Raw genomic sequence first — 26,444 nt, forward strand, 5'->3', positions numbered from 1 at the left:
GCGAGGTGGGGACTTTCACTGGCCACCAGCGGTGACACTTCCATGGCCACGGACATTCGTCAGCGCCGCAGCATGGTCGAACGGCGGCAGCGGCGGTTTGTCGGCCATGGTCGAGCCTCCTGAACGCGTCACCCGCGGGATCCGCCGCCGGCAGCCGTATGCGCTGCGTACGGCGCTACCGCACCACTGTGGCACGGCGAACGGCCCGCCGGGGGTCGTTCCCGCGCGTCAGGGCGTCTTGAAGGGCGCAATGGTGATCTCGTTGAGGCAGGCACGGTCGACGGGCCGGGTCGGATCGTCGAAGAAAGCGTCCATCATCGATCGCGCACACGGCGACTGCGCGATCACGTCGTGGCCGGCCCCCGGGATCGCGATCGTCTCGGAATTGCGCAGGCCCTTGGCCACGACCTCCGTCCACGCGGCCGGCGTGACCCCGTCCATCGCGCCGCCCATGAGCAGCGACGGCACGTCGCTGACGATCGGGGCGCGTTCGGCCGCCGTGGCACTGCCGACATCCCAGGCCGCACACTCGGCGAACAGCCGGCCGGGCACCATGATCAGCCGCAGGACGTCGTCGGGGAAGCCCGGCAGCGCCGCCTTGCCCGCCGCGGCGACGTCCTCGGTGGAACTCCACGACGCCATCTCGCGGCAGTACGCCCCGAAACCCAGCCCGTAGCCGGCCAGCCCCGGCGGAGCGACCCGGGCCAGCCGGGCCGCCGCGGCCTCGCGCCCGTCTCCCTGGGCCGCCGTATGGATCATGCTGGGGATCGTCGCGAACCCGCTCGGGCCCGTGTAGCTCTGGCCCGTCACCAGCCAGGCGAGGGTGTACCCGTCGATGACCACCTGCACCGGCCTGCCCGCGGCATCGTTCACGGTCACCTGGAGCGGTGTCCGGTTGAGCCGGTTGACGGCGGCGGTGAACTCGGCCTTCAGATCGGGATAGGCGGCGGCGCACTTCGGCTGGCTCGCGCAGGCGTCGAAGATCGCCTGATACATGCCCGCCGCGGCCGGCCACCCGTGAGTGAGCAGGTTCTGATCGATCGGCGACACCGAGTCGAGCACCATGCTGCGGATGCCTTCCGGATGGTCGCGCAGCAGCACCTGGGCCACGTTCGTGCCGTAGGACACCGAGTAGACGTTCCACTGCTCGATGCCCAGCGCTGTGCGCAGGTCGGCGATGTCCGCCGCGTTCTCCACCGTGTTGTACGACGCCAGGTGCGCGCCGGTGGCCGCGAGCTTGTCACGGCAGGCCTTGACCGCGGCCAGGTTCTGCGCGCCGGTGGACGGGGCGGCGAACTTCAGGCCCAGCGCGGTGCCGTCGGCGAAGCGATCGTAGTCGGGGCAGGTGAGCTGCGGGTCGGAGTGGTAGTTGCCGCGCTGGGCGACGAAGTAGACGTCCCGGTCGGCGTTCATGCCCGCGCCGACCTCGCGCACCGCGTCGAGGAACGCGACGCCACCCGGACCGTGCGTCAGGAAGACGATCGGGTCAGGCTTCGGCGTCGCCGAGACCGCCTTGGCGTGGGCCACCGCGACGCGGATCATCCGGCTGTCCGGGCGGCTGCGGTCCTCGGGCACGGTCAGATACCCGCAGGTGATCCCCGACGGGAGGTCGGCGCTGGGACCGAGCTCCGGGATGTTCGGCTTCGGGCACGGCGCTGCCGCATAGGACGGCGCCGGCTCGTTCGACGCGGACGCGGCGACCGCGGGCGTGAATGCCCCGGCGATCATCGCCGCGACCAGCGTCAGGCAGCGTGTTCGGTACATCTGCGGACTCCTCGTTCCCGGTCGGCCGGACTCGATATATTCGAGCTGTCTCGGTGGCCGAGCCGGTGGCGGCGAGGGCCGCGATCGGTGGACCGGAACCGTCATCCTCGGTACAGCGTATTTCCCGCCGCGCGGTGCTGCCCCACGTGTCGATGAATGCGCGGTACGACACGCATTGGGCGGATCAGGCCCGACGGTGGGCTTTCAGCGTCCCGGCCCCACCGCCGCGCTCGCGCTCGGTACTGTGCGTCGGTCGTGCGGACCGATGCGGTCCGGTGAAAGCCGGGACAGGTGGTGGACTGCGATGGCGAATCTGCCGTCGGGGGATGTGGCGCGAACCGGGGTCTGCCGAGGCCCCGGTGTCGTGGATCAGCCGCGGGTGCGCAGGCGGCTGACCACGCCGGGCGACGGACCGGCGCTGCCGACAGTCGACGGCGGGGTGGCCTACTTCGGTGACGCCGACGGGCACGTGTGCGCCATCGACGTCGCCGACGGTGGCATCCTCTGGCAGAGCCGGCACGACCTGCGCCATCGGGACGGCACGCCGGCTCTGTCCTCGGTGGCGGCGCTGCCGGCGGTGTCGGCGGAGCTGGTGCTGGCCGAAGCGGGCGAACAGGTCTTCGCGCACGACCGGCGCACCGGACAGGTGCGGTGGTCGATGCCGGAGATCAGCAGCCATCACGCGGTCCTGTTCGGCGACGCCGTCGTCGTGCTGCACGACCTGGCCGCCGTCGCCGCCTACCAGCTGCCCGCCGGTGGCAGGCGGTGGAGCAGCGTGGACACGGTCAGCGGCGTCGCCGACCACTACGGGTTCGGCCTGCTGGCGACGTTTCCCGCGACGGCCGATGGCCGGATGTTCCTGACCGAAGGATTCGAGGGCAATCGCACTCACGGCGGCCTGCATTCCTTCGATGTGGACAGCGGCGCGCTGCTGTGGGGCTTTCACGAGGACTTCGTCACGTGTGGACACGACGACTGCGAAGGTGATCAGCTGCAGGTCGCGCCGAACCGTCCGGTTTATGCGAGGGGCCTGGTATGGGTGGTCCGCGAAAGGTGGTGCGACGGCGCCGGTACGGCGGCGCTGTCGCTGGTCGGATTCGATCCGGCAACCGGTGCGGAGCGGGTCGCGCTCAAAGAGCCGGCCGAAGCCGGAATCGATGGCTGCTTCGGCTCGGCTCCGGTGTTCGGGGCAGATCTGATCTACTGCACCAGCGCAGACGCGATCCACGCCCTGGAACCAGGCTCCGGACGGGTGCGGTGGAGCCGTCGATTCCCGGCCCCGGTGGTGGACACACCGCTGCTGGCCGACCAGACCCTCCACCTCGCCAGCGAGGGCGGGAGGCTGCATGCGGTCGACGCCGCCACCGGCGTACCCCGCTGGGACGTGACCTTGGACGAGCCGACCAGCTGGTCCGCGGCGGTTCCCGGCGAGTACGACGAGCCGCAGCCTCCGCTCACCCTCGCCGACGGCGTGCTGTACGTCGTGACGGACCACGCTGTCCTGGCGCTTGCCTGAGCCGGGCAGGTCAGTGCGGGCAGGGCAGCAGCCGGGTGGTGGTGACGTGGAAGTCGAGCGAGTCCAGGGTGATCTGGCCGCTGCCGCTGCCCCCGTCCAGGCGCACCTGGGTGTCGACGTTGTCCGGGCGCATCCCGGCGGACGTGTTCCGGTCAGGCCGTCGCGGGGACGGTGGCGCGCAGCGCGGCGATGCCGGCCAGCAGCTCGTCGCGCCGCTCGAGCGGCATCATCCAGTCCGGCAGCTCCACCTGGTACGCGGGCAGGTAGGCGCCGCCGTCGGCCAGGCGCACCCGGGCGCGCAGGTGCTGCTCGATCGCTTCCAGATGGCCTGTCCCGTACGCCCACAGCCGCCGGCCGGCGCAGGGCTGCTGCAACCACAGCGGCAGGCGGAACACCGGGTCGTACACGGCGCTGCCGTCCCAGCGGTTGCCCTGCTTGAACTCCGGCCTACGCGTCGCGGTGTGCGGACAGTGGGAGCAGGGCACCCGCCACGCCGCCCGGTCCGGCCCGGGCGGCGTGGCGCACGCGACCTCGGCCTGGCCGGCGCACCGGGGACAGCGCACCAGGATCGGCACGCGCCCTCCGTCGACCTGGGACAGGATCGGCAGGTGCCGCTCCGCCGGCTGCTCGGTCAGCCCTTGCCGCATCAGGTATTCGCGCCACTGGCTCGGTTTGGGTTCGGGCAGACCACGTGTGCCGACCACCCAGGTCAGGTAACCGGCCCGCAGGCGTACCCCCTCGTCGGCGTGCTCGCCCAGCTCCCGCAGCCGGTCGCGCAGCGCGTCGTCGGCCAGCACCCGCGCCAGCCGGGCATAACGCTCGTCGCCGAGCCGGTGCGGCCGGTCCACCGCCAGCAGCACCAGGTCGGTCAGCACCGTCCGGATCCAGCCCGACAGCTCGTCCACGTGCTGGTGGAAGGTGCGCAGCAGGCTGGTCTTCGTACGCCAGGACTTCGCGTGCCAGGCCCATTCGTGTGGGAACCGCATCTCCCAGTCCAGGTAGAGCAGGCGGTAGCGCACGGCGCGCGGCACCCGCGCCAGGCCCGGCCAGGACCCGGTCCACAGCCCGTCGGGCAGCAGTCGGCGGCTCGCCTCCTCATACTCCTGCCGGGTGACGGCGGCCGCCCTGGCCATGCGGAGCCCGTCGAGCCGCAGGTGCGCGGCGTCGCGCCGGGCGGGGTCCGCGCTGATCAGGTCCCAGGCCCAGCCGAACCGCTCGTCCATGTCGTCGGCCATCCGGGCACTCGATCACGAGACGCCCCGCCCCGGCAAGGGCCGGCCGGGCAGAACCAAGACGGTGCGGGCGGCGGTGACGCCGCCCGCACCGAGCGGGATCAGCCGCCGTGGTTGAACGGGGCGCCGATCGTGTAGAGCAGCGTCGCCAGCGACGCGAGGGTCGGCGTGACGCGGATGCGCATGCTCAGCCTCCGTGTTCGTGTGGCGCGCCGACCGTGTAGAGCAGGGTGGCCAGCGCGGCCAGTGTCACGATGATGCGGATTCGCATGTCTGCTCCTAGCTCCCTTCCGTCATCGGCGCGCCGATCGTGTACAGCAGCAGGGCCAGCGATGCGAGAGTGAGCAGCGCGTAGGCGGCCCGGTTCCAGTTGATGGTCAGGGTCATGATTCACCTCCCTTGATGGTCTGGGCTTGCGGATCGGGTCGGTCGCGGCGGAGGCGCATCGCGAGCGCCGTCAGCGCGACGGTCCCGGCGCCGATGAGCAGGTCGCCGGGACTGACGACCTTGCTCAGGGGCGGGACGGGGACCGTGTCGCCCAGGAACGCGAGCCGGGTCGTGTCGTCGGAGGGCTCGTTCTTGGGCGTGGTGAGTCCGGGTCGCAGGCCGACCGCCTCGGCTGCGGTCGGCTCGTACGGCATACGCCCGTTCAGGGCGATGGCCAGCCCGTTGGCGAGCGCGCCGATCGTGATGGCGACGCCGGCGACACGGATCGCGAGCGTCCAGGCGTTGAGGTTCAGGGCCAGCCACCACAGGACCAGGCCGAATACGAGGATCAGCAGGGCGGGGTGCCGCAGGGGCGTCACGTAGTACTGCGCCGCTTGCACGGCGGCGGCCAGCCACAGCAGCCACAGGGCCGACAGCCTGAGGTCGCGCAGGCCGGCGAGGCGGCCACCGCACAGGTAGCCGATGGCGGCACCCATCGCCGGCGGTGCGATGAGCAGGATCAAGCCTTGGGCGTTCATCGCGCCACCACGCGGGCTTGCGATCCGGTCATGCGTGGCTCCCGTCGTCGGATGCCCCAGCAGATCGGTTCGTGTGGCGCGGATCAGCGAACTCCGACAGTTTCCGGATTCCGGAGGCGTCGTCGCTGGTCCTCAGGGTGCGGATTGCCGGCGCGCCGGACGGCGCCGGACACGCTCGCGGCGGGTGGCGTCGTACGGCCCTGGCGGGGGAGGGAATCCCGCACCAGGGCCGCGCCCATCAGTTCACGTAGCGGACCGACGGACTTGTCGAGCTGAGGCGGTAACTGCCCGAGCTGTTGTAGACGTCGATCTCGGTGTACACCGTGTACCAGATGTTGGGCAGGCTGTCGGTGTTCCGGTACCAGCAGCAGTAGTTGCCCTTGTGGTCGAGGCGTCCGGATCCCATGAGGTACCAGCTCCCGTTGACGTTGAGCCAGACCTTGAACGAGTGGTATTCGTCGCTCGGGTCGGCGTTCATGTAGAAGTCGGCCCGTACGCGGTTGCCGTAGGAACCCCAGTCGACGCAGGCGGAAATGGGGTACTTGCCGTTGCAGCCGCCGGCGGCCGCGGCGGGCGTGGCGGTGGTGAGCGTGGCCCCCGTGGTCACCAGCATGGCGACCAGCAGGCCACGCAGGGTGTTGCGCCACATGCCGACATGTCGAACTCTCGTCACCTGCGGTGTCGAGCCGGGCTCCGTGTGGCGTTCGTCCTCGATTTCGGGTGCTCTCAGGCGCATGACGATTCCTTCCCGTTGCTGTCGTCTGCTGCCACCCAATGAACCCGGTCACTGCGGGTCGGTGGCCCGCGCTCGGCAAACTCCGGAAGGACCCCGCATCGACCCTGGTCGCATGGTGCCGAACAGCCGAGGGTCCGGACGACACCGGACGACACCGGACGGCGCCGGAGCGGTGACGGAACGGCCGTCGGAGGAAACGCGACGGCGGGCCACCCGACCGAAGTCAAATGGCCCGCCGTGGAGTTCGTCAGTGCGCGACCGGGCAGCCGTTGGTGAGCTTGCCCAGGAACTGGTTCGGGTCGTAGTAGTGCTCGACCTCGACGAGCTTCAGGTCGTCGCTGACCTTGGCGACGCTGATCCCGAACATCTCGATCGTCTGCCCGTTCGGCTGGTGGCCGTGGTACTCGCCCTCGAACGCGCCCCAGTGCCGCCACTTGAACGTGACGACCGGCGGCGGGCTGATGACCTCCAGGACCTCCCAGTAGAACCCGCCCGGGAAGGCCTTGTGGAAGATGTGGTGCGAGGAGTCGAACGACTCCTGGCCGCTGCGGTAGAACGGGCTGTCGCCGATGAGGATGTTGTAGCTGCCGATGTCGGCGATGTCCTGGGCGCTGGCCCACGCTCCGCCGTTGACGTTGGTCCGGAAGTGCTCGGTCACCATGGAGACCCAGGTCGCCGGGTCCTTCTTGTACGAGACCTCCATCTCGAAGACCTGGACGATGCTCTCCACGATCGCCTCGAGCGAGTCGGGCGCATGCTGGGTGCTGCGCTGGCCCGGCATGACTTCGTGGGACAGGTGGTAGTCGGGGGTCTTGCCGTCACGCCACGCCGACTGGTCGGCGGCGTCGATGACGGCGGTGCGGCCCTGCAGCCACAGAGGGGTTTCGGACACGAGGATGTCGTCCTTTCACGAACGATGTGCGCGCCACGGCAGGCCGGCCGCCTGCCGGGAGTAGGGGAGGGCGCTACGCCCACGATCCGCGACACTATCGATGTTGCGACAACCATGGAACCCCGAAATCGGTTTCTGGGATGGTTAAATCCTCGTGCATCAGCGCGAACGGCGACGGCGGGTCTTGAGTGGACACATTCGTGCCCCGCTCGGGCGGATCGGCCCGGTCATCGGTCGAGCATCGCGACGATCAGGAACACCACGGTGCCGAGCGAGCCGACGGTGAAGAAAAGCATGATCACCTCGGCGGCGACCGCCGTGACATACGCGCCCGGCGTACGGCGAACCTCGTCGATGTTGGCCGGACGGCGCCGGTCGTACCGGACCATGATGCGATCGCCGACGGCGGGGACCTCCCGGCGGTCGGCGAGCCGCAGATGCACGGTCGGGCCGCCGTCGATGCGCACCTCGGCGTGGTGGATGACGAGGTCGTCCTCGTAGCGGTCGCTGCGGCCGACGACCGTCGCCCAACCGGTGACCCCGCGCAGCCGCCGCAGCCAGACCTTGCCGTAGGCGTAGCCCACGCTGACGGCGAACAGCAGGCAGACCACGATCAGCACCAGGAACCCGGCCGCGTCGACGGGATCGGGCCCTGCGGCCACATTCTCGCGCACGAATGCATTGTCGGGCATCACTGTCCGATCGTCGATCGCTTTCGCCGCCGGCCGGGTGCCGGCCTTCGGTTCCGGTAGGGTGCCGCCGTGACGAGCGATCCGCCGCTGGCCGAGCTCTGCCGGGTGTTCGGCCTGCCTGCGCCACGTTCCTCGATGCGGCTCGCGCACGGGATGATGAACCGCAACTGGCGCATGACCACCGGCGACGACCGCGAGTACGCCGTCAAGGAGCTGCGCGACGCGCAGCCCGATCAGGTCCGGTCACAGCACGCGTTGCTGCGACGGCTCGCGGGGCATGGCATCCCGGTGGTCGCACCGGTCGCCGACGCCGCGGGCGAGACAGTGGTCCGGCTGGCCGGCGTCGCATTCACCGTGACGCCCTGGGTCGACGGCGAACACCTGCCCGGAGCGCGGCTGGACGCCGCGGCATGCGACCGGCTGGGCCGACTGCTCGGGCGGGCGCATGCGGCGCTGGCCGCGATCGGCCCGAACCTTCCCGTCGCGGCGCCTGCGGACCCGCTGAGCCGCGCGGCGGCCGGCGAGCGTATCGAGCACTACCTCGCCGCGATCGCAGCCCGGCCGCTTCCGGACCTGGTCGACCGCGTCGCCGCCGATGACCTGCGCTGGCAACGGGAGCTGCTGGCGACCGAGGTCCGGCCCGTGGGTGAGCAGCCGGAGCAGGGCTGGACACATGGCGACTTCCACCAGTTCAACCTCGTCTGGCGCGACGGCGTCGTGGTCGCCCTGCTGGACTGGGACCGCGTACGCCGACAGCCGCCGGGCGCGGAGCTGATCCGTGCCTGCCTGCTGCATTTCGCGGACGCGGACGGCCGGCTCGACCTGGCCCGGATCGCCGCCGTCGTGCGTGGCTACCGCACGGTCAGGCCGGGCGACGGCGGGCTCGCCGCCGACCTCGTCCGTCGGGCCTGGTGGCAGTGGTTCACCGACTTCTGGCCGCTGAACCTGCGCTACGACGACGGCGACACGTCCTGTGACCACCAGTTCGTCGCCAACGAGCGCACGCTGCGCTGGTGGACCGCACACCGCCCGGAGGTGTCCGACGCCCTGTCGTAGCGGCGGATGGACAACTTACGTGGCGATCAGCGCCGGACGCGGGCATACAGCAGCTCGCCCGGCAGCGTGGGATGCGGCGCCTGCCGCCAGTTCGCGGCGTCCTCGTCACGTGGCAGCCAGTCCGCGAAGGGCAGGTACGTGATCCGCCAGACGATCCGGCAGATCAGGAAGTAGTTGTAGAACGGGATCATCAGCAGCAGGAAGTCCCGTTTGCGGTAGCCGACCCGAGTCGCGGGCAGGCACACCGTGAGTGCGACCACGCCGAGCGCGCCCCAGTCGCGCAGGTAGCCGCGGGTCGGCAACGACAGCACGGCGAGCACGAACTCGGCGGCCCGATTGGCGAGGATCAGCAGCGTCCCGATCGCCGCAGCGGTGAGCAGGACCCGGACGACGACGGACCGGGGTGTTCCGGAGGCCACCCGCGCCGAGGGATCCGGGGACGGCAGCACCCGGTCCGCCCGGGTCATGTGCTCCGACCAGCGTGTGCCGGTCCAGTAGCGCTGGTAGCCGTCGGCACCGGGATACCACCCCGCTGGTGGCGACTCCGTCATGACGTTCTCCCTGGTCCTCGCATGGAGGCAGGATCTTAACCTGACCAGGCCAGCCGGCCGATCGCCCGGTGAGCACGGGCCCAGACACTACAACGGTCACGCGGCGGGATAGTCGACTTGCTCGCCGAACGGTTCGATCGTCCCGTCCCAGCCGTTCCAGCCCTGCTGGGTGATCTGCCCGTCGGCGTAGGTGTAGGACCAGGTTCCGCCGTCCTCGCCTTCCAGGGAGACGACACCGGAGCGTACGAACGGCGCGATCGCGACATAGAAGGCCGTGGCCTGGTCCGACCACTTGGGGTCGTTGCCGTCGTCGTACTCGAACTCGATCCAGTCCCCGTTGCGGGTGATCGAGGCCGCGGCGAACTCCGCGATGTCCGCGAGCGTGCCGCTCGGCGAGTACGCATGCTCTGACTGCGGGTCGTACCAGCCGCGCCGATCGCGCCACGCGGCTTTGACGGCCGCCACGGCGGCGGAGTCCTGTGACTCCGGGAGGTTCAGCCGACCTGAAGGATGCACCAGATAGCCCACGACGCCCACGCTAAGCCATTTCCGGCGAACTGCGCTGCCCCCTTCTCGGCGCTCCCCGCGGTGGGCAGGCCGAGGCCCTGGACCGCTGGTGAAGTGCTCAGCTCAGCTGCTCGGCCAGGGCGAGGATGATGCCGCTCGGTCCGCGCAGGTAGCACATCAGGTACCTGTCCTCGAAGCGGGACACCTCGCCGATGAGTTCGGCGCCGTGCGGGCGCAGCCGGGCGAGCGTGTCCTCGAGGTCGTCGACGGCGAACATCACCCGGTGCAGGCCCAGCGTGTTCGGCGGGGTGAATGCCGGCTCGGGGGTGACCGCCTTCGGGCTGTGGTACGTCACCAGTTCGAGCCGTCCGGGCCCGTCCGGGACCCGCATCATCGCGACCTCGCTGCGCAGGCCGCCCAATCCGACGACCTGCTCCGCCCAGCTTCCTTCGATCAGCGACCTGCCTTCCAGCTCCATGCCGAGTTCGGTGAAGAACGCGACGGTGGCGTCGAGGTCGTCGACGACGATGCCGACGTTGTCCATCCGCTGAATCGTCATGTCCCCGAGGATAGGGGCCAGGGCCGACGGCGGTGGCTCGACCAGCGGGTTCGGCGTCGGCAGAACCTCATTCGACGGTCGCGGCGGCCGCCGGTTCCGCGCCTGGCGAGCCTGCCTGCCACGTGGCCCGCCACTGCGCGATCAGCGCGGTGTACTCGTCGACGCTCGCCCGGGCGGCGGCGAGGGTGTCCTGGGTGCGGGCCGCGTCGAAGCGGGCCTCCGTCGGCCCGCCGTGGGCTCCGAACGCGCGGGCGGTCGCTGCGAACGCCCGGTCCGCCGCCTGATACCACGGGGACTCGTGGCCGAAGAGCCGCACCAGCGCGGCCATGTTCAGCTCGGCCTGCACCAGCCGCCGCCCCGCTGTCTCGGTCGGGATGACCAGCCGGACGCGACTGCCGAACGGCATCCGCCTGGCGCGGGGCACCAGGGTGAAGCCAGGTTCACCATGAGCGGCCGCCTCTTCCAGGAAGGCGACGACGGCGGCGAGGTCGTCGGCGACGGCGCCGGGGACCGAGGCCAGCGCGTCACCGCTGCGCGGCCGGCCTGCCGTCAGCCGCGCCCACAGCGCGACGGTGCGGACCAGCGGCACCGCCACCAGCAGCACGGTCGCGCCGATGGCCAGGATGACCACCAGCCCTGTCCAGCGGCCGGTGACGTCGGCGGTCAGCCGCCAGTCAAGGATCTCCGTGACGCCGGGGCCGGGCAGCGAGTCCACGACGTGCCAGGCGGCTGCGGTCAGCGACTGCGACGCCTCCGTCCACGGGCCTGCCGTCGTGGCGGACGTGTGCGCGGACCGCAGCAGGGTCAGCGCCGCACCCGCCGCGATCACGACGTGCACGGCCCGCAGCACGTACGCCCGCAGGTCCTGGCGCAGCCCGCTCGCGGTGTCGCCGTAGTCGGCACGGCCCAGGATCTGCTGCCGCCGGGCCACCGCCCAGAGCAGGTGCACCAGGAACGCGACGGTGAACCAGGCGGCCGCGGTGGCGAGCACCCGGTCCAGCGGCAGCTCCCACGGCCGCCACGTGACGTGCTCACCCAGCCACCCGGCGGCCGGGGCGTCGGTGCCCAGGAAGCCGATCACCAGCGTGAGCGCGACCAGAGCCTCCAGGAACTCCGGGTCCGACCACAGGAAGACCAGCACGACCAGCAGCAGCACCAGCCACACGGCCAGCGTCACGCCGATCTTCGCCCATGTCCCGAGCGGGGCGGCCGAGGGCAGCAGCACCTGCCGGACCGGACTGTCGAACCAGACGAGCAGGGCCGCGCAGGCCAGGGTGATGAGAGCGGCCTGCTCGCTCAGGAAGTCGTACAGCCAGCGCACGGTGACCGTGGCGAGAACGGCCAGGGCCGCCGCCGCGACGGCACCCGCCAGCGTCGTCAGCGACACGACCCGGGTCGGGGTGTGGCGATAGAGACCCACGAGGATCCACCCGGCCCCCGCGGCCGTGGCGACCGTGGTCAACCGCGGGTCCGCGAGGCTGCTCCACGGCCTGCGGGCCCGGAACCGGTGGGCCAGCGCCTCGGTGTAGTTGCGCTCGCGGGCGCGGTCCTCGGCGTGGCCGTACAGGGCGATGCCGACGCGGACCAACGGCGGGATGACGACGAGGGCGAACGCCAGTTCGAGCACGTGTCCCGGCAACCCCGGCAGGACCGGCGGCTCGGCCCAGTCCAGCCGCGCCGGGATGTCCAGCAGCGGTACGGAGTCGAGCAGCCGCCACAGGTAGAACCGCTCGATGGTCCACAGCGGCGGCGGGTTGTCCGACAGCGCGATCGTCAGGGCGACGACGGCTTGGACGCTGGTCAGGATGCCCGCGCCCGAGGTGATGAGCGCGATCAGCAGCAGGCGGCGCTGGCTCGGGTCGGCCAGCGAGACGACCACGTTGCGGGTGACGACGGCCAGCACGACGACGGCCACCGTGCCGAGGAACGCGACGACCGTCCAGCGGCCGAACGAGCCGAACCCGACCGCCGCGGCCAGCAGCAGCCGGAACAGGCCGACGAACGCGGCGGTGACCGCGAACGCGAGCAGGATCGGAACGATCCATGACCGGATCGGTTTGCCCGCCGTCTCGTCGATCCAGCGCTGGGCCCGGTCGCGCCCCCGGTCGTACCCGTCGAACACCGGCGTCAGGAGACGCTCCACACGGTCCACATCGGCCCCCAAGTCTCGTGCGCGATGATGATCCGCCGCGACCCGCCGGCCGTCAATTCGTGGCGGGAGGTTGACGGGGGCGAATACCGTTGCCGTCATGCCGGATGGATTGAGCACCCTGCTGCTGGGACTTGTCGCGCTGTTCGCGCTGTACTGGGTGATCCGCGCCGCCGTCGCGCACGGCATGTGGGACGCCTGGCACCGGCGTGCCCGCCACGAACGTCAGGCGGTGCACCAGTCCGCCGTGCGGGCCGCCGCCGACGTGCCACAGGGGCCCGAGTCCGAGTAGCGACGTCGCCGCAGGGGCGTCTCTCAGCCGCCGGGGTTCAGGGTCGGGCCGGCTGGAACAGTTCGACGGGGTTCCCGGCGGGGTCGTCGAACACGGTTTGGCGGCCGCCGGGGCCGGTGATGACCTCGTTGCGGAACGTCACACCGGCGGCGCGCAGCCGGGCCGATTCGGCCTCGATGTCGTCGACGACGAGGTGGATGCGGTTCCAGCCGCCGGGTTGCGGAGTGCGCCCGTCGGGCATGGGCCTCCCGGCCGAACTCTGCGGCCCGGACAGCAGCAGGCGCAGGTTGCCGCGCCGGACGTCGGCGAACGCGGGCGGGAAGTTCGTGCCGAGCGTGAAGCCGAGGTGGGTCGTGTAGAAGTCGACCGCGGCCTGCACGTCGTCGACGAGGTATCGAACGTGCACGGTCGGGTCGTCGTGGTCGTTCATGGCACCTCCCACGGATACGATCCGATCAGGGTATCAACCGAGCACCTGCTCATGGCCGATTGCGTAACGGGGCGCGTCGCACGGTGGCCCTGCCCTGACGGGAACCGGGCGGCTCGCGGACCTGCTGCCCGCGAGCCACCCGGGTGGAACGAGGACCGTCAGACGGCCGTACGCGACCACTGCTGGTTGGCGCCGGTGTTGCATGTGTACTGCTTGAGGACCGCGCCATCCGCGGTCGAGGCGGCGGGCACGTCCACGCACTTGCCGCTGTGGCGCGCCCGCAGCTGGAACCAGCTGCCGTTGACGACCATCTGGAACTGCTGGTTGTTGCCGGTTCCGCAGGTGTACTGGATGAGTTCGGCGCCGTCGGCGGTCGAGCCGCTCACCACGTCGAGGCACTTTCCGCTGTGGCGGCTGACGATGCGCCAGTAGCCGCTGCCGGCGTCGGAGAACTGCCACTGCTGCCAGGCGCTGCCGTTGTAGGTGTACTGGGCGACGCGCGCACCGTTGTCGGTGTTCGGCGGCTGGACGTCCATGGCCTTGCCGCTGTGGCGTACGTCGATCCGGTAGTAGGTCGTCGGCGCGGGCGTCGGGTCGACCACCGTGTCGCCCCAGCCGTACCGGATCCGGTTGGCGCCGGAGATGTTGCGGATGGTCAGGTTGAGGTCGGTGCCGCTGCCGCTCAGGGCGAACATCGAGTACCAGTCGTAGCCGATGGTGCCGGGTTTGCCGCCGAGGGCGGGCCAGTAGGTGCCGCCCATCTGGTTGTCGCGCATGACCTGGGCCATGGCGCGGATGTGGCGGACGAAGTTGTCGGTGCTGCCGGCGTCGCCGTAGTTGAGGCCGGTGGACATCGGTCCGCCGAATTCTGTGGCCACCGCGCGGGAGGCGCAGTTGCCCAGCCGCGTCTGGATGTGGCTGCGGAACGCGTCATAGGTCATCGCGCTGTAGAAGAAGGCGTAGTGGTGGAAGGACAGCAGTGTGGCGTTGAAGCGGCTGTCGTTGCAGACGTCGCGCAGGTCCTGGCTGTAGCCGGTGCCGCCGATGAGCACCCGGCCGGGCACCGCCGAGTGGTGGTAGCTGAGCCAGTTCGCCGCGACGTCGCGCCACTCCGCCGACGTGTAGCCGTGCGGCTCGTTCATCGGCTCGAAGTAGACGTTGCCGTTCGAGCCGTAGGCATTGGTCACGCTCGACCACATCGTGTTCCACGCGGCGAGGTTGGTGATCCTGCCGCCGGAGGCCGCGCCGTCCTCCCAGTACGCCAGGATGACCTTGAAGCCGCGGGCGGTGGCGGCGTCGATGGCGCCGCGGTAGGCGTTCCACCAGGTCGTGTTGGCCACGGTGTGGGTGTTGATGGGCAGCCGGACGGTGTTGACGCCCATGGTGGCGGCCATGTCGTCGTAGAGGGCGTTGGCCTTGGCCCGTACGGTCGCGTTGCTGTCGGACTGGCTCAGGCCCTGCACGACGAGCGTGCCGGTGCTGAAGTTGTCACCCAGCACCGCCCAGTTCATGCCGCGGAACTGGCTGGTGGCGGCACTGGCCGGTGCTGCGGTCACGACGAGGCCGGCCACCGCGGCGAGCGCGGTCACTCCGAAGGCGATCAGCCACCGGCGCACCGGCCGGCCGCTCGGTGACGGTTCCGGTGCACGACCGTCGGACGACATGATCCGTGTCATTGGCAGTCCATTCCTTGGCTCCGATGTCCTGGTGACGACGTGATGGCGCAGCCGGATGTCGTCTGTGTTACATCGGAAAGGCAATCGAGCACTGACGCCACCAAACGATCCGAAACGTTCAGGAGCGCTCGGACCCGAACGCCGCACTCGGCGGCGGCGTCAGGCCGCCGGCCGGAACGGGTGGGCCATCGCCGTGAGCAGGCTGTGCTCGTCGTCGTCCCCGCCGAGATGCCAGGTGAACGCGCCCCGCAGGCCGTGCCGTGCGGCGAACGCGGCCCGCTCCTCGACGGACTGCGCATCCTCGTAGCTGGCGAACGTCGAGGTGCCGGGGTGGTGCAGCCACGGCGAGCGGGCCACCGGATGGCGGTGGCGCTGCCAGGCCGGATCGGGCAGCAGGTCACGTTTGATGTCGCGCCAGTCGCCGACCCGGACGGTGCCGGTCTGGGGCTGGTACAGCCCGGCGCTCTCGCCGGCGGAGGCCACCCGGAAGCCGCGGCCGTAGAACGGCACACCCAGCACGACCTTGTCCCGCGGCACGCCGTGGCGCTCGTAGTAGTCGACGGCTCCGGTGACGTTGTTCCACCGGCGCAGCTCGGCTTCGAGCGGGTCCTGGACCACCTCGGCCAGCGGCGCGTTGAACGTGGCGACGGGGGAGAAGCCCGTGCCGAAGTCGTAGGTCATCAGGTTCACGAAGTCGAGCTGCTCGGCGAAGGCCGCCAGCTCGTAGCTGTCCGCTGGGTCGTACGGGCCGGCCGACTGCAGCCGCCCGGCGGGCAGCGCGGCGACCAGCAGCCGGGACGGGTCGAGGCCGTCGCGGAGTTGCCGGGCGAGCAGGGTGGCGTGGTGCCGGTCCTCGGGCCGGTGGGTCACCTCGGCCGGGCCGCCCGAGACGGGGAACTCCCAGTCCAGGTCCAGGCCGTCGAACCCGTCGGCCAGTTCCAGGGTCTGCTCGACGAAGTCGGCCCGGGACCGCGGCGTGAGCGCCGCGTCGGAGAACCCGTCGGCGCCCCAGCCGCCGATCGACAGCACGATCCGCAGGTCGGGGTCGTCCTGCCGGCGCGCGGCTAAGGCCGCGCGATGCGCCGCCGCCCACGGTGGCAGTTGCCAGCGTCCGTTCTCGCAGGTGGCGAAGGCGTAGAAGAGGTGGGTCAGCACCCCGGCGGGCAGCGTGTCGATCGGTCGCGTGTTCTCGTCGGCCGCGTGGAAGTAGGCGCCCAGCACCGTCCGCCCCTTGATCATCCATGCACGGTATCAGCATCCGGTTGACCCGGGCCGTCTACTCCGGACGGTGATTCGCAGGTCAGGGGCCGAAAGATGGGCCAGGACAGGGGGTGCGCGCGATCTTCTCCAAAAACGACGGCAGGACCGCTTGACTTCCCGGGGACGTTTGAATAATCTCAAGCGTAGTTAAGAACATGAACGTGAAACACAGCTACAGCGACTAGCCGGACCGCCACGGTCCGGGTGAAGTGCCGAAGGAGGTGCAACACCATGGCCGAGACATCGACCACCTGGGACCTGATTCCCGAGTACGACATCGCGTTCGACCTGGATGACCTGGACCTGGGGCCGCTGACGGTCACGGCGATGCGGGACTCCATGGCGCTCCCGGAGACCGGGGCCTCGTGGATCAACACGAGCGGCAACGCGTCCTGCTCCTGCTGCTACGTCACGTGATCTGAGCTTCCCGCCGCCTCCTCCTCTTCAGCGGCGGGGGATCCACGACCGACCGACCAACGAAATGAGGTGAATTGAAATGTCGAACGAAGACTTCAACGTCGACGAGCTCGAGCTGGACGACCTGTCCGTGACCTCGATCCGCGACTCGGCCGCTCTGCCGGAGACCGGTGCCTCCTCGGGCAGCTCCAGCAGCTCCGCGTCGTCGTGCTGCGGCAGCTCCTCGTGCTGCTCGTCCTGCTCGGACGCGCCGATCGAGGCCGTCTGAACCAGCGCCAGTGGAACCGGAACGGCAGCGTCAGGGACTGCCGGCACTCCGGACGAACCGGGGCCTGAACCACCCCGCAGCACCGATCCGAGGGGGCACGAGTCATCGTGCCCCCTCTTTCATCTCCGGGAGAACCCGTGGAAGTCATAGCTCGCCTTGAACACGTCACCAAGACGTACGGCAAGGTGGTCGCCCTCAACGCCGTGTCGCTCACGGTCTCGCGCGGAGTGACCGCCGTCCTCGGCCCCAACGGGGCAGGCAAGTCCACCATGATCGAACTACTGTCCGGCCTGCGCCGCCCCACCGGCGGCCGCGTCGAGGTGCTCGGGGGCGACCCGGGCGACCTCGCCGTGAAGGCCCGCATCGGCATCACCCCGCAGCGCACCGCGCTGCCCTGGCGGCTCACCGTCGCCGAGACCCTCGACCTGCTCGCCGCGCACTACCCGAACCCGCTGACCCGCGACGAGGTCGTGCAGCGGCTCGGGCTGGGAGAGTTCCTCAAGAAGCGCAACGGCACCCTGTCCGGTGGACAGCGCCGCCGGGTCGCCCTGGGCGCCGCCCTCATCGGCAACCCGGAGCTGCTCTTCCTCGACGAGCCGACCAGCGGGCTCGACGCCGACAGCCGCGACAAGCTGTGGGCCGCCATCGCCGAGGTGTCGGCCGGCGGCCGCGCCGTCCTGCTCACCACCCACGACATGGCCGAGGCCGAGCACCTGGCCACCCGCATCGTCGTCATCGCCGACGGGCAGGTCGCCCGCGACGGCTCCCTCGACGACGTCATCGTCGAGGTCGGCCTGCACCTGGTCGAGCTGGAGGTCCCCGAGGGGACGTCGCCGCTGACCTTCACCACCATCCCCGCCGAGCGCGTCGAACAGCTCGGCAACCGCACGAAGATCTACACCGCCGATCCCGACGCGACCGTGCGCGCCCTCGTGCTGGACCGGGTGCCGTTCCGCGGCATCCGCGTCGAGCGCGTCGGCCTGGAGGAGGCGATCCGGGCGATCACCGCCGGCGACGGCGACTCCGTCGTGCCGGTCAGCCCCGCGGTTCCGTCGCTCGCCGAGAGGGTGTCCTGACATGCGCCACGTCCTCCTGCACGCCCGCGCGCACCTGCGCGACACCAGCCGGATGCCCGTCTACTGGGTGCCCGCGCTGCTGTTCCCGCTGGTCTTCTTCGGGCTGTTCGGCTACACCAACGCCGCCAGCCTGGCCAAGATCGGTCTGGGCAGCGAGTACGTCATCACCCCGTTCCTGCTGTTCACCACCCTCAACGTGACCATCGTCAGCCTCTCGGCCGGCGTCGCCGCCGACCGGGAGAACCCGTGGGAGCAGCGCCTACGGGTGCTGCCGCTGCCGGCGCTGTCCCGCTTCGCCGGGCGGCTGCTCTACGTGCTCGGGTTCAACCTGGTCAGCTGGGTCCCGCTGCTGGCGCTGGCGGTGTTCACCACCGACCTGCAGCTGCCGCTGTCGCAGTGGCCGATCTGGCTGGGCGGCGTGCTGCTCGGCGCGATCCCGTTCGGCCTGCTCGGCATGGCCATCGGCTACCGCTTCCCACCCCAGGGCGCGATGACGGTCGCCAACATCCTGTTCATGCTGCTGGCCTTCCTCGGCGGGCTGTTCGTGCCGGTCAAGCAGCTGCCCGCGGCGATCCGCGAGTTCGTGGTCTTCCTGCCCACCCACGAGTACCAGCACCTGGTGCTGTCCATCATCGGCCGCGCCGACCGGATCGACGCCCCCGTCTGGACCATCGGCGTGCTCGCCGCATGGACCGTCCTGTTCGCGTGGCTCGCCCGCATGGCGTTTCGGCGCGACGAGGGGGTGCGGTACGGATGACCGAGCTCGCCATCGCCGACGCCGCCGCCCGCACCGGGCGGCCCGACGACCGGAAGGCCGTCGAGCTGGCGCCGTACGCCCTCGTGCGGCTGGCCGCGCTGCCGTACCCCGCCGTGCCCGAGGGCGGTGCGGAGTTCCGCGACTGCCTGGCCCGGCTCGTGCGGCTACGTGTCCGGCTGACCGAGACGGCCGGTGACCTCGCCGACGCGCTCTACGCCAGCGCCGAGGGGCACGACGCGGAGTTCCACCGCAAGGTCGTGCTGCCGCTGCGGCGCGACGTGCACAACGGACGCCTGCCCCGGCCGGCGATCCTCGACGTGCTCGGCGACCTGCCGGACCGGGTCCCGCTGCTGCGGGAGTGGCTGGACGCGATGGCGGAGGTGACCGCGATCCGCGCGGCCCTGTCCGCCGCGGCCCCCTCGGCGCTGGCCGCCGAGCGGGCCGCGCTGGCGGCCACCTGCGCGGCGGACCCGCTGCGCAGGGCGGTCACCCTCACCGGCGCCGACCTGCTGCGCGGCATCGACCGCGCGGCAGCGGGCGGCGCCAACCCCGACTCGCGGGCCCGCAAGGGCGAGCACAACGCCCTGCGGTACGCGCTGCGCGCCAACTCCAAGACCAGCCCGCTGTCCTGGTTCACCTACGTGGCCTGGGGCGAGTGGGCCGGCCCCGGCGAGCCCGAGCAGCTGGCCGGCGAGCCGGTCGCCGTCGCTCGCGCCAACCGCACGCTGCTGGTCCGGGTCGCCGCCGCGGCGCTGAACCAGCTCCGGGACCGGGTGCCCTACCGGCTCGCGCCCAGCATCCGGGTGGTGGACGGGAAGGTCAACTACCGGCGGGACACCCCGCTCGGCTACGGCGACCGCATCGTCGCCGCTCGGGAGGAGGACGTCAGCCTCGCCTACAGCGCGCCGGTCGCGCTGGTGCTCAGCCTGGTCCGCGCGGCGGGCCCGGCCGGGGTGGCGCCCGCCGAGCTGGTCGCGGCGATCGCCGAGCGGCTGCCGGGCGACCGCGCCCGCGCCGCCGAGGTGGCCCGCCGCTACCTGGGCCAGATCACCGACGGTGGGCTGCTCGTCCCGATCCACCCGGCCGACCCGCAGGACATCGACGCGCTGGCCACCACCGCGGCCTGGCTCGACGGGTACGGCCAGACCGAACTCGCCGCGCTGCTGCGCGACATCGACGAGCGCACCGCCGGGTTCCCGGCGCTGCCGGTCGAGGAGCGGGTCGGGGCGCTGGCATCGCTGCGCGAGACGTGGCTCGCGGCGTATGCGCTCTCCGGCGCCGAGTGGCTGGAGTCGCCGGTCCTCAGCGAGGACGTCAACCTGCGTACCACGCTGCGGCTGGGTGCGGCGCACGGCCGTGACGCGGCGGCGGGACTGGCCGGGGTCGGGCCGGTCGTCGAGCTGTTCGACCAGTACCTCGTCTTCCGCCGGCTCAGCCGGGACCGGTTCGTGCAGCTGTACGGGCCGGGCGGGCGCTGCACCGACCTGGCCGGGTTCGCCCACGAGATGGGCCTGATCTGGCAGGCCGGCGGGCTGGTCTCGCTCGGTGGCAAGATCAGTGAGCAGCCGCGTTTCGCCGGGCTCGTCACCCCGGAGCTGATCGAGCTGGGGCAGGCGCGAGCCGCGGTCATGGGCGTCATCGACGCCGACAACGCCGGCGACCCGGCCGAGCGTGTCCTCAGCGAGCAGGCCGTGCGGCTGGCCGCCGAGGCGATGCCCGAGTGGGTGCGGGCGCGGCCGGCGTCATACAGCTTCTTCGTGCAGCCGGTCGCCGCGAACGGGCGCACCGAGCTGGTGCTCAACCACATCTACGGCGGCTGGGGCAGGTTCACCAGCCGGTTCCTCGACCTGATCGCGCCGCAGGCGCGGGCCAAGGTCGCCGCCCAGGTGCGCCGCGGTTTCGGACCCGGGGCGCGGGTGGCCCAGTGGCGGCCCGTCAGCGGCTTCAACGCCAACCTGCACCCGCTGGTCGTCGACGACGAGATCGCCGAGGACCCGGCCTGGTGCTCGATCGCGGTGGACCAGCTGGAGATCTGGCACGACCCGGCCACCGACCAGGTGCGCCTGCGCCACACGCCCAGCGGCGACACGCTCGACGTGCTCTACCTGGGCTTCCTGGTGCCGTTCCTGCTGCCGGACCGGTTCGTGCCGCTGTATCTCGACCTGTCCAGCGGCCTGGCGTCGCTGAACCACCTGGCGCCCAGCCGCAAGGTCGGCGACCTGCTGGTCCGGCCGCGGCTGCGCCACCGCGACATCGTCCTGGCGCGCCGGTCGTGGCGGGTGCCCGCCGACGACGTCGAGGCGTTCAAGGCCGCGATGGCCGCCGAGGGCGACGTGCCCGCCGAGGCCGCCGCCGCCTGGCTGGCCCGGCACGGGCTGCCGGCCGAGCTGTTCGTCGGCCCGGAGGGCGGCGAGATGAAGAGCGCCGACGACTTCCAGCGCTACATGGGCCAGCACAAGCCGCAGTACGTCGACTTCGGCAACGCGCTGCACCTGCGCAACCTGCCGAAACTGCTGGTGCGGCATGACCGCGGCGTCCGCGTCGAGGAGGCGTTGCCCGTGCCCGGCGCGGGCAACCCCGACGGGCGGGTCGTCGAGCTCGTCACCGAGGTCTACCGGAAGGGAAGCACACGATGACCACGCACGATGGCCTGGACGTCATCTGCCACTACTACGACGCGGTCAAGGCGCCGCTGCTGCGCGACGCGGTGCTGCCCGCGCTGGCGGAGACCACCGGCGTCGCGACGCACCTGGAACGGCACTGGTTGCACGGCCCGCACGTGCGGGTCTGCCTGCGCGGCGAGCCCGCCGCCGTGGCCGACGCGGCCGCGCTGGTCGCCGACCGGCTGCGCACGCACCTGGTCACGCGCGGCTCCAAGGCCGTGACCAGCGACGCCGAACTGCTGCACCGGGCCGCGATAGCCGGCCGGGTCGAGCTGGTCCCGCCGCCGTACACGCCGATCTGGCCGGACAACACGGTCAGCATCGTGCTGCCGCAGACCACGGCGCTGGAGTCGCTGCTGGGCGGGCCCGCCGCGGTCGAATGCCGCAACGAGCTGCTGCGCCTGGGCATGCCCGCGGTGTCGGCGTCGCTTTCGCACCTGGGCCAGCGCGGCGACGTCGCCGGGGCCCGGGTGTGGCTGCTGCTGGTGTCGATGGCCGCGCACGCCGGGCGCTACCCGCTCGGCCTGGGCGCAGGGCACCAGTCGTTCCTGTCGCACCTGGAGGACTTCCTGCTCTTCCACGACCCGGACGGCACGCTGCGCCAGACCTACGCCCGGCATTGGGACCGGCACGCCTCCGCCGTCACCGACCTGGTCACCAGGGTCGCCGACGGCCGCGCGCAGTCGCCGGTCGAGTCGGCGTGGCTGGACTGGACGGTGGCCGCCCGCGCCGCCGCCGAACCCGCCTTCGACCGCGGCGAGCTGCCGCTGGTGCCGGGCGCGGCGTACACCGACCGGGCCCGCCAGGTCGGCGACGAGCGCACCCTGCGCCAGTGGGACCCGACGCAGCGCACCGAGTTCAGCGCGTACCACGAGCAGCTGCGCAAGGTGGACTTCGAGAAGGTGCCGTTCGCCCGGGAGTTCGTGGTGTACCGCTTCGCCACCAACATCCTCTACCAGCTGCTCAGCGTCTGCGACGTGGAGCCGGCCGAGCGCTACCTGGCCGCGTACCTGGTCAGCCAGGCCGCCGAGCGGATCACGGGCATCACCTGGCGGGAGCGGCTTGACCGCTACCTGGCCGCGCAGCGGACAGGTCAGGAGCCCGGTCTCGCCGCGCAGCGGACGGGTCAGGAGCAGGGAACTGACCTGCAGCAGCCGGCGGGCGTCGGGGCGCAGCGGATGCTGAGCGAGGTGGCGTCATGACCACGCTCGCCACGCGCAGCGTGCCCACCCAGCGCACCGCACGGGTGTCGCCGGACCAGCGGGCGCAAGCCCCGCGCACGCTGGTCCGGCTGCGCCCGATCGTGCACGCGACGCCGACCGCGCAGGGCGTGCACGTCCGCGGCTGGTCGTCGAGCTTCACCGTCAAGGGCGGCAGCGGCCTGTGGAAGCTGTGGCAGATCCTGTCGGCCCGGCTGATCGAGGGCCTGCCCGCCGAGCAGGTCGTCGCTCCCACCGGTCGGCCCGAGGTGGTCCGCGCGGTGACCCTGCTGCTGGAGCAGCTGCGCGAACACGACATGCTCGTCGACCTGCCCGCGGGCTGGGTCGACGGCACCGACCCGGCGGCACCGCCCGCCGACGTGTGCGCCTGGCTCAGCTCCGTGGCGGCCGACCCGGCCGACGCGTGGCGGCGACTGCGTACCACCCCGGTGCGGCTGACCGGTGACGGACCCGTCGCCGAGGCCGCGGCCCGCGCGCTGGCGGGCATCGGCGTCGACGTCCTGCCCGGCGCGCTTCCCGCCGCGGCCGACGGCGTCACCGACCTGGTGCTGTCCACCGACGCCGGGATCGCGGTGGCCGCGCGCTGCCGCGGCGAGGTCGGCATGGTCGTGCCGGTGTCCGAAGTCGACTCCGTGCTGTGGTCGGCCCGCGAGGTCACCCGCCGGCTGGCCGGTGCGGCCGACCCGAGCGGCGCGCCGTACGCGCTGACGGCGCTGGTCGGCTCCGCCGCGGCGCACCGGCTGGTGTGCGCGGTCGCCGGACTGGCCGACCCCGCGATCGAGGCCGCCGAGCTGCACGACGACGACCAGCAGCCGGCCCCGGCCCGGCTGGAGCACCCGTCGGTGCTGGTCGCACGGCTGGACCCGCTGTCGCTGACGTACCACCCGTTCCTGCCCGCCGCGCCCGCCGCGCCGGCCGCCGACACCGTCGACGAGGCACTGCGCCGCATCGAGGCGCTCGTCGACGCCGAGCTGGGCCCGCTGACCGAACCGGCCGCCGGCAGCCTGCCGCAGGTCCCGGCCGCCCTGGCCGACGCCGGTGGCGTGGTCGGTATGGGCGCGAGCACCGACGCCGCCCGCCTCGACGCGGTGCTGCGCCAGGCCGAGGCGGTGCTGGCCGGCGGCGACGCCGGGCACTTCGCGGTCGGCGTGCACGACCGGCACGCCCAGGGCACGGCGCTGCGCCGCCTGGCCGACGCCGCCGTCGAGCAGCTCGACACGACCCCGGTCGCCGACGACGAGTGGATCGGCTTCCCGGCGGCCCGCCGCTGGTGGAAGGCGCTGACGCTGCGTTTCGGCCAGCCCGCGTGGGTCCACGTACGACGGCTTGCGCCCGACGCCGTGCACGCGCAGATCGCTTGCGGCGGCGAGGTCGTCGCCTGGGCCGTCGAGGCGCAGACGGCCGACGCGGTCGCGTTCGCGGCGCTGGCCGCGGTCGGCGCCGCCCAGGCGCGCGAGGCGGGCCTGGACGTGCCCGCAGGGCCGGTGACGCTGTCCGGTGCCGCGCCCGCCTCCCGGCCCGCCGGTGAGGACGTCACCCCGTGGTCGGCCGGCTGGCACTGGCCCGCCGGGGTCGACGCGGGCGAGGACCGGTTGCAGGCGGCGCTGCGCGCGCTCGCGCCGATCGCGCGGGCCACCGTGTGGCGACTCGGCGAGCTGAGCAGTGCCGAGGACGGCATGACCGAGCAGGCCGCGCAGCTGCGCCGGGAACTGTCGGCGGTCGGCTTCACGGTCGTGCGGTGGGCGTCATGAGCACCCTCGCCACCACCCTGCGCGGGCTTGACCTGCCGGTCCTCGATGCCGACCAGTTCGGCGCGACCGCTGGCGGCTGCCCGGACGGCACCGTCGTCATCGACCTGCCGGTCCTCGGCGACCTCCACGTCCGCGCGACCGGCGGCGCGCCACCGCACAGCGGCCCCGCCCCGGCGGACGCGGCACAGCGGCCGGCGGTCGTCGTGCTGCAGGACTGGACCCGGGCGCAGGCCGAGCAGCTCAGCCAGGCCGCGTACGCGGGGGAGCGGCCGGCGCTGCCGGTGCGGCTGGACGGCGGGCTGGTGCTGATCGGACCGCTGCTGCACCGGGCCGCCCCGGTCTGCCTGGGCTGCGCCGAAGGGGCCCGGCTCAGCGTCTTCGGGCCGACGGTGCCGCAGCGCACGCCCGGCCTGGCCTTCGGCGGGCTGCTGCCGCCGACCCTGCTCGCCCCGCTGGCCGCGCTGCTGGCCGGGGCGCTGGCCGACCCGGCCGCCTACGAGGGGACCGTGCTGGCGCTGCGCGCCGACCGGCTCACCGTGTCGACGCACCGGGTGCGCCCGGCCCGGCAGGGCTGCGCCGTCTGCTCGCCGCTGCCCGACGACACCCCGCAGACGGCCCGGATCACGCTCGCGCCGAGCCCGGCCGCGGACCCGTACGCGTTCCGCGCCGGCAACGAGCGCACCACCCGTGAAGGGCTGCGCGCCGAGCTGTTCGACTGGCGGCACGGGCCCGTGGCACATCTGCGGCGTACCGAGAACATGCCGCTGCCGCTGGTCACCGCGGAGCTGTCCGGCGATAGCATGATCCGGGAGTCCGGTTACGGCCGGGCCCGCACGTTCGCCGACGCCGAGCGCGTCGGGTTGTTCGAGGCCGCGGAGCGTTACACCGGCATGCGCCCGCACGGGCGGCGTACCGCGATCACGGCGGCCTATGCCGAGCTCGACCCGGCGACCACGATCGACCCCGTGCGGCTCGGGCTGCAGGACCCCGCGTACTACGACCACCCCGAGTTCAAGCTCAAGCCGTACACGCCGCAGCTGCGTACCGGCTGGGTGCACGGCTGGTCGCTGACCCGCGACCGGCTCGCCACCGTGCCCGAGCACGTCGCCTACTGGGGCCTGCACGCCAGTGCCGGGCCGCGTTTCCTCTACGAGAGCTCCAACGGCTGCGGCCTGGGCAACAGCCTCACCGAGGCGGTCCTGTACGGGCTGTACGAGGTCGCCGAGCGCGACGCGTTCCTGATGGCCTGGTACGCCCGCACCCCGCTGCGGCGGGTCGCGGTGCCCGCCGACGACCCGGTGCTGCCGCACCTGACCGACCGCCTGGAGCAGGCCGGCTACCGGCTGATGTTCTTCGACGCGACCAACGACTTCGGCGTGCCGACGGTGCTGGCCCTGGTGCTGCACCACGACCCGGCCTCCGGAGCGCCGCAGGCGCTGTTCGCGGCCGGGGCGCACCCCGACCCGCGGGCGGCGATGCGCTCGGCTGCGGCCGAGGCCGTCGTCGACGCGATCGTCACCCCCGACGTGGTCCGCGCCAAGCCGCACTACCTGGACCGGGCCCGGCTGCTGCCGATGCTCGGCGACCCGTCGCTCGTGCTCACCCTCGACGACCACGTCGCCCTGAACACCCTGCCGGAGGCGCGGGCACGCTACGACTTCCTGCTCGGTGACGACGACCCCGACGGCGGCGACGACTGGCGCGAGGTCTGGCCGGGCGCGCCCGCGCCGGCCGGTGACCTGACCGGGCTGCTGGCCGACACCCTCGCCCGGCTCGACCGGGCCGGCCTGGAGGTCGTCGCCGTTGACCAGACCGACCCGCGGCTGCGCGACCGGCTCGGCCTGCACTCGGCGAAGGTGATCGTGCCGGGCAGCCTGCCGATGACGTTCGGCCATCTCAACCACCGCACCCGGGATCTGCCCCGGCTGCTGGAGGTGCCGTTCCGGCTCGGCCGGGCCGCGGCGCCCCTGCGCTACGACGACCTTGCCCGCCACCCCCACCCGTTCCCGTGAGGA

At 72.1% G+C, this 26,444-nt stretch carries 25 protein-coding genes; 11 read left to right on the plus strand and 14 right to left on the minus strand.

Annotated features, from left to right (window positions below; genetic code table 11):
* Positions 1-228: 228 nt before the first annotated feature.
* Complete coding sequence (locus ACFQO7_RS21245) at positions 229-1,764, minus strand: alpha/beta hydrolase (RefSeq protein WP_376807973.1); 1,536 nt, start codon at positions 1,762-1,764, stop codon at positions 229-231.
* A gap of 364 nt (positions 1,765-2,128) precedes the next feature.
* Between ACFQO7_RS21245 and ACFQO7_RS21250 the strand changes: the two genes are divergently transcribed.
* Positions 2,129-3,280 carry an outer membrane protein assembly factor BamB family protein gene (locus ACFQO7_RS21250; protein WP_376807974.1) on the plus strand — a complete coding sequence of 384 codons (1,152 nt, stop codon included), beginning with the start codon at positions 2,129-2,131 and terminating at the stop codon, positions 3,278-3,280.
* Between the two features lie 10 nt (positions 3,281-3,290).
* On the opposite strand, the gene ACFQO7_RS21255 is transcribed toward ACFQO7_RS21250, so the two are convergent.
* The 6 genes from ACFQO7_RS21255 to ACFQO7_RS21280 form a co-directional block, all read right to left on the minus strand.
* On the minus strand, positions 3,291-3,413 hold the full coding sequence (locus ACFQO7_RS21255; RefSeq protein ID WP_376807975.1) for a hypothetical protein: 123 nt from the start codon (positions 3,411-3,413) through the stop codon (positions 3,291-3,293).
* A gap of 19 nt (positions 3,414-3,432) precedes the next feature.
* Positions 3,433-4,515, minus strand: coding sequence for a hypothetical protein (locus tag ACFQO7_RS21260; protein ID WP_376807976.1), 1,083 nt, complete (start codon positions 4,513-4,515; stop codon positions 3,433-3,435).
* Between the two features lie 380 nt (positions 4,516-4,895).
* Positions 4,896-5,477: a DUF5317 family protein gene (locus ACFQO7_RS21265; protein ID WP_376807977.1), complete on the minus strand. Its 582-nt coding sequence runs from the start codon at positions 5,475-5,477 to the stop codon at positions 4,896-4,898.
* A 238-nt stretch (positions 5,478-5,715) separates the two neighbouring features.
* Positions 5,716-6,213, minus strand: a complete 498-nt coding sequence (locus tag ACFQO7_RS21270) for a hypothetical protein (RefSeq protein ID WP_376807978.1) — start codon at positions 6,211-6,213, stop codon at positions 5,716-5,718.
* Positions 6,214-6,460: 247 nt separating this feature from the next.
* Positions 6,461-7,105: a SnoaL-like polyketide cyclase gene (locus tag ACFQO7_RS21275; RefSeq protein ID WP_376807979.1), complete on the minus strand. Its 645-nt coding sequence runs from the start codon at positions 7,103-7,105 to the stop codon at positions 6,461-6,463.
* A 227-nt stretch (positions 7,106-7,332) separates the two neighbouring features.
* The gene (locus ACFQO7_RS21280; RefSeq protein WP_376807980.1) at positions 7,333-7,779 is read right to left on the minus strand and encodes a hypothetical protein; all 447 of its coding nucleotides are present in this window, start codon (positions 7,777-7,779) and stop codon (positions 7,333-7,335) included.
* A gap of 87 nt (positions 7,780-7,866) precedes the next feature.
* Between ACFQO7_RS21280 and ACFQO7_RS21285 the strand changes: the two genes are divergently transcribed.
* Entirely contained in the window at positions 7,867-8,853 is a 987-nt protein-coding gene (locus ACFQO7_RS21285) for a phosphotransferase (RefSeq protein WP_376807981.1), read from the plus strand.
* Positions 8,854-8,879: 26 nt separating this feature from the next.
* On the opposite strand, the gene ACFQO7_RS21290 is transcribed toward ACFQO7_RS21285, so the two are convergent.
* From ACFQO7_RS21290 to ACFQO7_RS21305, 4 genes are all read right to left on the minus strand, one after another.
* Entirely contained in the window at positions 8,880-9,404 is a 525-nt protein-coding gene (locus tag ACFQO7_RS21290) for a DUF2510 domain-containing protein (protein ID WP_376807982.1), read from the minus strand.
* A 96-nt stretch (positions 9,405-9,500) separates the two neighbouring features.
* Complete coding sequence (locus ACFQO7_RS21295; protein ID WP_376807983.1) at positions 9,501-9,932, minus strand: hypothetical protein; 432 nt, start codon at positions 9,930-9,932, stop codon at positions 9,501-9,503.
* A gap of 97 nt (positions 9,933-10,029) precedes the next feature.
* Complete coding sequence (locus ACFQO7_RS21300; RefSeq protein WP_376807984.1) at positions 10,030-10,470, minus strand: VOC family protein; 441 nt, start codon at positions 10,468-10,470, stop codon at positions 10,030-10,032.
* A gap of 67 nt (positions 10,471-10,537) precedes the next feature.
* The gene (locus ACFQO7_RS21305) at positions 10,538-12,613 is read right to left on the minus strand and encodes a hypothetical protein (protein ID WP_376807985.1); all 2,076 of its coding nucleotides are present in this window, start codon (positions 12,611-12,613) and stop codon (positions 10,538-10,540) included.
* A gap of 106 nt (positions 12,614-12,719) precedes the next feature.
* Here ACFQO7_RS21305 and ACFQO7_RS21310 point away from each other — a divergent pair, with 106 nt between their 5' ends.
* Complete coding sequence (locus tag ACFQO7_RS21310; RefSeq protein WP_376807986.1) at positions 12,720-12,911, plus strand: hypothetical protein; 192 nt, start codon at positions 12,720-12,722, stop codon at positions 12,909-12,911.
* A gap of 37 nt (positions 12,912-12,948) precedes the next feature.
* Here the strand turns inward: ACFQO7_RS21310 and ACFQO7_RS21315 are convergent, their stop codons facing one another.
* From ACFQO7_RS21315 to ACFQO7_RS21325, 3 genes are all read right to left on the minus strand, one after another.
* Positions 12,949-13,341, minus strand: coding sequence for a VOC family protein (locus tag ACFQO7_RS21315; protein ID WP_376807987.1), 393 nt, complete (start codon positions 13,339-13,341; stop codon positions 12,949-12,951).
* A gap of 158 nt (positions 13,342-13,499) precedes the next feature.
* Positions 13,500-14,957 (minus strand): RICIN domain-containing protein, encoded by a 1,458-nt coding sequence (locus ACFQO7_RS21320; protein ID WP_376807988.1) that lies wholly within the window; start codon positions 14,955-14,957, stop codon positions 13,500-13,502.
* Between the two features lie 219 nt (positions 14,958-15,176).
* A complete protein-coding gene (locus ACFQO7_RS21325; protein WP_376807989.1) occupies positions 15,177-16,256 on the minus strand; it encodes a glycoside hydrolase family 18 protein in 1,080 nt (359 codons plus the stop codon).
* Positions 16,257-16,508: 252 nt separating this feature from the next.
* Between ACFQO7_RS21325 and ACFQO7_RS21330 the strand changes: the two genes are divergently transcribed.
* From ACFQO7_RS21330 to ACFQO7_RS21365, 8 genes are all read left to right on the plus strand, one after another.
* Positions 16,509-16,694 (plus strand): thiazolylpeptide-type bacteriocin, encoded by a 186-nt coding sequence (locus ACFQO7_RS21330; protein WP_203699306.1) that lies wholly within the window; start codon positions 16,509-16,511, stop codon positions 16,692-16,694.
* A gap of 79 nt (positions 16,695-16,773) precedes the next feature.
* The gene (locus tag ACFQO7_RS21335; protein WP_376807990.1) at positions 16,774-16,962 is read left to right on the plus strand and encodes a thiazolylpeptide-type bacteriocin; all 189 of its coding nucleotides are present in this window, start codon (positions 16,774-16,776) and stop codon (positions 16,960-16,962) included.
* Positions 16,963-17,099: 137 nt separating this feature from the next.
* A complete protein-coding gene (locus ACFQO7_RS21340; protein ID WP_376807991.1) occupies positions 17,100-18,038 on the plus strand; it encodes an ABC transporter ATP-binding protein in 939 nt (312 codons plus the stop codon).
* Position 18,039: 1 nt separating this feature from the next.
* Positions 18,040-18,795 carry an ABC transporter permease gene (locus tag ACFQO7_RS21345; protein WP_376807992.1) on the plus strand — a complete coding sequence of 252 codons (756 nt, stop codon included), beginning with the start codon at positions 18,040-18,042 and terminating at the stop codon, positions 18,793-18,795.
* A complete protein-coding gene (locus tag ACFQO7_RS21350; RefSeq protein ID WP_376807993.1) occupies positions 18,792-21,431 on the plus strand; it encodes a lantibiotic dehydratase in 2,640 nt (879 codons plus the stop codon). Before ACFQO7_RS21345 ends, ACFQO7_RS21350 begins: the two co-directional genes overlap by 4 nt.
* The gene (locus ACFQO7_RS21355; RefSeq protein WP_376807994.1) at positions 21,428-22,660 is read left to right on the plus strand and encodes a hypothetical protein; all 1,233 of its coding nucleotides are present in this window, start codon (positions 21,428-21,430) and stop codon (positions 22,658-22,660) included. The genes ACFQO7_RS21350 and ACFQO7_RS21355 overlap by 4 nt, the downstream gene beginning before the upstream one ends.
* Positions 22,657-24,429 carry a hypothetical protein gene (locus ACFQO7_RS21360; RefSeq protein WP_376807995.1) on the plus strand — a complete coding sequence of 591 codons (1,773 nt, stop codon included), beginning with the start codon at positions 22,657-22,659 and terminating at the stop codon, positions 24,427-24,429. Before ACFQO7_RS21355 ends, ACFQO7_RS21360 begins: the two co-directional genes overlap by 4 nt.
* Positions 24,426-26,441: a TOMM precursor leader peptide-binding protein gene (locus ACFQO7_RS21365; RefSeq protein ID WP_376807996.1), complete on the plus strand. Its 2,016-nt coding sequence runs from the start codon at positions 24,426-24,428 to the stop codon at positions 26,439-26,441. Before ACFQO7_RS21360 ends, ACFQO7_RS21365 begins: the two co-directional genes overlap by 4 nt.
* Positions 26,442-26,444 lie beyond the last annotated feature (3 nt).

Source organism: Catellatospora aurea (assembly GCF_042663325.1).
Lineage (GTDB): Bacteria > Actinomycetota > Actinomycetes > Mycobacteriales > Micromonosporaceae > Catellatospora > Catellatospora aurea.